The 6,975-nt window shown below is 67.3% G+C and carries 2 protein-coding genes; both read right to left on the reverse strand.

Features of this window, described 5'->3' with window-relative positions; all coding sequences use genetic code 11:
- Positions 1 to 117 precede the first annotated feature (117 nt).
- Positions 118 to 2,238, reverse strand: coding sequence for an ABC transporter ATP-binding protein/permease (locus tag JK363_RS39895; protein WP_307822074.1), 2,121 nt, complete (start codon positions 2,236 to 2,238; stop codon positions 118 to 120).
- Positions 2,239 to 2,630: 392 nt separating this feature from the next.
- Positions 2,631 to 6,975 (reverse strand): type I polyketide synthase (locus tag JK363_RS39900; RefSeq protein WP_201883239.1); only part of this gene is annotated, 4,345 nt, incomplete at its 5' end.

Here is a 6,975-nt window from a genome sequence, read left to right on the forward strand (position 1 = left end):
CAAGGCCCCCGGAACACCTGAGGGAGCCCGAGGAGCCGACTCAATCGGCTTGGGCGGGAATGCTACGGAGGGCCCGACTGGGGAAATCACCGGATCGACGACCTCAGCGCGCGAGGGTCATCCGGCACGCCAGCGCAGCATCCGGTTGGCCAGGCCGAGAGCCAGCACCGTCATCACGGCCAGCACGCCGATGTCGATGGCGAAGGTGGTGTCGACGGTGTCGCTGACGCTGCGCCGGATGGCATCCGCCCCGTAGGTGGTCGGCATGACGTAGCTGAGGGCCCTGAGCGGCAGCGGCAGCGCCTGGGACGGGATGATCAGCGGTGCGCCCAGCAGCAGGATGAAGTTCAGCACGTTGGCCACGAGCGCGATCAGTTCGGTGCGATCGATCAGGCTGCCGATGACCAGGCCCATCGCGGCGAGCGGGAGAGTGGTCACGGGGTAGACGATGAGCAGCAGGGGAGACAGGGTCAGCTGGAGGTCGTACATCAGCCGCACCGAGACCAGCGAGGTCACCAGGCCGGGCGCGATGAGCAGAAGTCTGGAGGCGATGAACGCCGTCACAAAGGCCACCTTGCTGATCGGCAAGGAGGCGTAGTACAGCATCAGTCCCTCAGCCTTGATGTCACCCATCCGCTGTGCGATCGCCGAGGTGCCCAGAGCCGCGATGGTGAAGACACCGGATCCGCTTGCGATGTAGTACAGGCTCTGATTGTCGGTCAGCCCGGAGCCGATCCGGGAGAAGCCGAACACCATCGCCAGCGGCATGACGATGCCGAACACCATGTGTATGTGCCAGGTGGTGCGGATGTTCAGCATGTGCTCGAACCACAGGTACTTGAAGGAGGTACCGAAACGCGCGAGCCGGGCCCGGAAGGGAAGCCGGACCCGTACCCGGCGGTGCTTTCCGGATCGCGGGCCAGTGGGCTTCGCAGGGGCGGGCGCGGAGGCAGGATCGGGCACTGAGGTGGGGGTGGGAGCGGACTTGGGGACGAGCTCAAGGACGGGCTCAGGGGCTGGGTCGGCGGCGGACTCGGCGGCGGTCTCGACGGCGGTCTCGGGCCGGGCCAGCACCGGCAGGGCGCGCGTCCGGGTGCGGTGGGAGGCGGGGGGCCCCGGTGCGGGGAGAGCCAACTCCCGTGGCAGAGGAACGGTTGTCAGGCGGCGGTCGCTCCCCGCGACGGCGGGGGCCATCTCCGCGCTTTCGGGTGCCGGATCGGAGGCACTCGGGAGCGCCTCCGGGTCCTGGGCACCCCGCTTAGCCTCGGTGGTCACCTGCCCGTTGGCAGCGGGAGTGTCCGCGTCCTGTTTCAGGTTCAGACTGAGATAGACGTCTTCCAGTGTGGGGCGGGCGAAGCGGAAGTCATCGACGCGCCCTACCCCGACATCACTGACCAGCACATGGAGCAGCGCCTGCATGCGATCCGGCTCCGCGGCGATCAGGTAACTGCCGCTGCGGTTGCCCTGGCTGACCTGGCCGACTGTGGAGAGCCGGGCGATCTCCTCCTCTGTCAGGCTGTCGCCTTCACGCACAAAGAGCTCCAGCCGCGCCTGCGCGCCCATCTGCTCCTTGAGCTCGCCCGGCGTGCCCATCGCGGTGATCCGCCCCCCGTGCATCACGGCGACCCGGTGCACGGCTTTCTCCGCTTCCAGCACGTTGTGCGTCACCAGCACGATCGTGGTGCCCTCAAGGGCGCTGCGCCGCTCGATGATGTCCCAGATCTGACGGCGGTTATGCGGGTCGAGCTCATTGGTGGGCTCGTCCAGCACGATCATCTCGGGGCGGCCCATCATCGTCATGCCGAAGTTCACCAGCCGCGTCAGCCCGCCGCTGAGCCGGCCCACCTGGCGATCGGCGTACGGGCCGAGGCTCAGCTCCTCGATCAGCTCATCGGTCTGGCGGCGGGCATCGGTCTCGCTCTGGCCACGCAGCCTGCCGGTGTAGTGAAGTGCGCGGCGGACTTCGAGCATCTTCATGGACAACGCCGTCTGTGGCAGAAACCCCATGGTGGACTTCGCCATCTCCGGGTCGCGCAATACGTCGATGCCGTTGACCCTGACCCAACCGGAGGTGGGCCGCAGCAGGCCGAGCAACTGCAACACCAGTGTCGTCTTGCCGGCGCCGTTCGTGCCGAAGAGTCCGAAGACCTGCCCGCGGGGAACGCTGAAGGTCACACCGTCATTCGCCTTGATCAGCTCCCCCTTGCGCCCCCGATAGGCGCGTACAAGGTTGCGCACCTCAACCGCTGTGTCACCGCCAGATTTGACCATGCCCACGTTTTCTCGCCTTTTCGGCTCACGGACCGCCCATGCGCTGCTGGTCCTCCGCCTGTGTTTTGGTTTCCTCGCGCCCGCCGCTTCCGGTTCGGTATGAACCGTGGGACCGCGAGTTCAGTTCTTCCATGGCTTCACGCTCAAGCTATGCCAGGTGCGAGCATTGCGTCAGTGGAAGATTTCCACTGTCCGCCCATTGCGCGCCTCGCGAGGAGTGGAAGGTTCCATTGCCTACCCATTGCTCCTGTGGAAAGCATCGGGTTCGCCATCGTCGTTCTCTGTTCTCTGTTCTCTGTTCTCTGTGGTTTCTGCGCTCGGTGGCTGTGGTCTTTGGCCGTGGTGGACGTCGCCACCGGTCACAACCCGCCGAGCTCGTCGTCGAGGAAAGCGAACATCTCGTCGTCCGAGGCGGATTCGAGATCGAAGCCGCGGTCGCCGGTCCCGTCCTCCGCTTGCAGAGCCGCCCACCGCGACCTGAGGACATCGAGCCGCCCGGCGATCTGTTTGCGCGCTGCCGCGTCCACGCTCACCTTGGTGAGCGCCTGCTCCAAGTGGTCCAGTGTGGCGAGGATCGAACCTTGACCGCTCAGTTCCTCCGAGACCAAGCGCGTGTGCAAATACGCCGCGAGCTCCATGGGCGTCGGATAGTCGAGAGCCAGCGTGGCCGTGAGGCGCAGCCCGGTCGCCGCGCTCAGCCCATTCCGCAACTCCACCGATGTCAGGGAGTCGAAGCCGAGATCACGGAAGGCGCGGGAGTGTTCGACCGCGGCGGCCCCGTCATGCCCGAGTACGGCCGCCGCCTGGCTGCACACCAGGTCCAGCAGGGCCTCGCGCTGCTCGTCCTCGTCCATCCCGGCCAGGCGGTGCGCCAGCCCCGGATCCGCGGGCTGACCAGCCGTACGCCGGGTGCGGACCAGGCTCCGCAGCAGCGGGTGCACGTCGTCGCGGGTACGCAGAACTGGCAGGTCCAGCCGGACCGGCAGCAGCACCGCCTCCGGGGTGGACAGGGCGGCGTCGAACAGGGCCACTCCCTGCTCGGTGGAGAGGGGCGGGAAGCCGGCGCGGTGGATCCGGTCCCGCTCGGCGGGGCTCAGCTCACCGACCATGCCTCCCGCCTGCTCCCACGGCCCCCAGGCCAGCGAGACACCCGGGAGGCCACGCTTGCGGCGGTACCGGACCAGTGCGTCAAGGAAGGCGTTTGCCGCCGCGTAATTGCCCTGCCCTGCGCCGCCGAACGTGCCCGCGGCCGAGGAGAACACCACGAACGCGGATACGTTCTGCGTCAGTTCGTGCAGATGCCAGGCGGCATCGGCCTTGGGTCGCAGCACGGCGTCGAGGCGTTCCGGGGTGAGCGATCCGATCACGCTGTCGTCGAGGATCCCAGCGGTGTGCACCACCGCGGTGACCTCGTGCTGCGACAGCACATGCTCCAAAGCCGCGCGGTCGGCCACATCGCACGCCACCACCTGGGTGCTGGCGCCCCATCCGGTGAGTTCCTCAACGAGTTCCGCCGCACCAGGAGCATCCGGACCACGCCGGGACAGCAGCAGCAAGTCCGTTACGTTGTGCTCTCGCGCCAGATGCCGGGCCAGCACCGCGCCCAAGCCTCCGGTACCGCCGGTGATCAGCACCGTTCCTGCGCCGGTCCAGGCTGTGCCACTCTCCGGCGAGGAAGCCTGTGCGTGCGTGGCCGGAGCAGGTGTGGCCGGGGCAGGCAGCGGCATCCGTCCCAGCCGGGCCGCGAGGACCTGGCCGTCCCGGATCGCCAGTTCCGGATCCGGTGTCGTCAACGCCTTCCGCAACAACGGGGCAAACCGGTCCATGTCCAGGCCCGAGTCCAGGCCCAGGTCCAGGTCCAGGTCCAGGTCCAGGTCCAACAGAGTGATCCGGTCTGGGTTCTCCGTCTGCGCTGACCGGACCAGGCCGCATGCCGCAGCCACTGTCAGGTCGTCACTGGTGGCGTGCCGGGTCAGCACAACCAGCCTCGAGCTGGCGAACCGCTCGTCCGCCAGCCACTCCTGCACCAGCCATAGGGCACGCGACACCGTGGCATGGGTGGCTTCCACCGTGCCGTGACCGGACTCGCTGATCAATCGGGGGGTTTTCAACTGGGTCAGCACGATGTCCGGCACCACGTCGTCCACCGCCGCGAGGGCATCGAGATCGGGGTACGCCTGGACCTCCATCCCGGCCGCTCTCACCAGTTCGGCGATATCGTCCGGCACATCGACGACGGCCACTTCGGACAGCGCGGTCTCTGCCTGGCTGGTCGACTCGGTCCACTCCAGCCGGTAAAGCGAGTCTCCGCCCGTGTGCGGGCGGGTACCGAGTTGTTCAGGCGTGACGGGGCGGACCACCAGACCGTTCACCGAGAAGACCGGATTCCCCGTCGTGTCGGCGGCCCTGATCTCGATGGTGTCCCGACTGGTGCGTGTCAGACGGACCCGTACCGCTGTGGCGCTGGAGGCGAACAGCGACACACCTTCCCAGGAGAATGGCAGCGCCGCCCCACCGTTGCCCTGACCGTCGCCATCCAGTCCTTCGTCGTCCGTCGCGCCGTCGGCGAATCCGGCTGCGTGCAGAAGGGCGTCGAGCAACGCGGGATGCGCACCGAACCTCTGGATATCGGTGCCTTCGGGCAGTGCGACGTCGGCCAACACCTGCCCATCAAGCCGCCACACGGACTGCAACCCTTGGAACACCGCCCCGTAGTCGAACCCGGCATCCGCGAGCTCTGCGTAACGGTTCCCGACGTCGATCGGTTGGGCACCCACCGGCGGCCATACAGCGGCATCAAAACTGAAGGGCTCAGCAGGCTCATCACTCAACACGCCAGTCGCATGCTGAGTCCATGCCGCACCAGGCTCGTCGTCCGGTCGCGAGTGGACGGTGACCGTGCGCCGACTGTCTTCGACGCCGGTGTCCTCACCGACACGTACCTGGATCTGCACCGCGCCCTGCTCGGGCAGCACCAGGGGGGCTGAGAGGGTCAACTCCTCGATCCGCCCGCACCCCACCTCGTCACCGGCCCGGATAGCCAACTCAACGAATGCGGTACCCGGCAGCAGAACGTGCCCCATCACCACGTGGTCGGACAGCCACGGATGCGACGCCAACGACAAACGACCCGCGAACACCACACCATCGGAATCCGCCAACGACACCGCCGCACCCAACAACGGATGCTCCGCAGACACCAACCCAACAGCCCGCACATCCCCCACACCCACCGAACCCACCGGCCAAAACCAACGCCGCTGAAAGGCATAGGTGGGCAACTCCACCCGCCGCGCACCCGACCCCGCAAACAACGCATGCCAGTCCACGGCCATGCCGCTCACGTGCAACTGTGCGAGCGCCGTGATGGCCGTCGTCTCCTCCGACCGGTCCTTACGCAGCACCGGAACCGCCACCGCCGCATCCGGCACCTGATCTCCGACCAGTGCCGAGAGCACACCATCGGGCCCCAGCTCCAGGAAGGCTCCTACGCCCTCGGTGCTGAGGGTCTGGATGCCGTCGGCGAAGCGCACGGTCTCACGGACATGCCGTACCCAGTACTCCGGCGAACAGATCTCCTCTGCCGCAGCCACAGCACCGGTCAGATTCGACACCACCGGAATCGACGCTGCGCCGAACTCCAGCCCCTCCACCACCGACCGGAACTCATCCAACATCGGATCCATCAACGGCGAATGGAACGCATGACTGACAGCCAGCCGCTTCGTCCTGCGCCCCTCGGCGTCGAAGTGGGCAGCGATCTCCAGCACGGCTGCTTCCTCACCGGAGATCACCACCGACGACGGCCCATTCACCGCCGCCACCGACACCCGACCAGACGCCCCCGCCACCAACGGCACAACCTCGCCCTCGGCCGCCTGGACCGCCACCATCACACCGCCCGACGGCAACGCCTCCATCAACCGAGCCCGCGCCCTCACCAGCACACACGCATCAGCCAGCGACAGCACACCAGCCACATGAGCTACCGCGACCTCTCCGATCGAGTGCCCGGCCACAAAGTCCGGCCGTATTCCAAGCGACTCCACCAGCCGGAACAACGCCACCTCAACCGCAAACAACGCCTGCTGCGCATAACCCGTCCGGCTCAGCTCCTCGGCATCCTCGCCCCACATCACCTCCCCCACAGGACCGTCCAGATGCGTGAGCACACTGTCGAGGGCCTCAGCGAAGACCGGGAACCGGTCGTAGAGCTCCCGTCCCATCCCCAGCCGCTGCGCGCCTTGGCCGGAGAACAGGAACGCCATTGAGCCTTCACCGGCCGCACCCCGAGCCGCCTCAGCCACTCCCTGATCGGAGGCAAGCAACACCGCCCGGTGCTCGAACAGCGAACGGCTTGTGGCCAGCGAGAAACCGACATCGACAGGCGAGAGACGCTGTTCCTCGGCAGCCGACCGGATCCGGTCGAGCTGTGCCTGCAAAGCGCCCTCAGTCTTGGCAGACACCACCCAGGGCACCGTGCTCAGGCCAGCCCCGTGCTCCTCGACCGGTTGTTCCACCGCAGGCCCCGCCTCCAGAATCACATGCGCGTTGGTGCCACTGAGCCCGAACGACGAAATGCCTGCGCGGCGGGGGCGACTCATCTCGGGCCAGGCAGTGTTCTCCGTCAACACCTGCACATCGCCCGCCGTCCAGTCCACATGCGAGGACGACACATCAGCATGCAACGTCCGCGGCAACAGG

This window comes from Streptomyces coffeae, from assembly GCF_016741875.1.
Classification (GTDB): Bacteria; Actinomycetota; Actinomycetes; order Streptomycetales; family Streptomycetaceae; genus Streptomyces; species Streptomyces coffeae.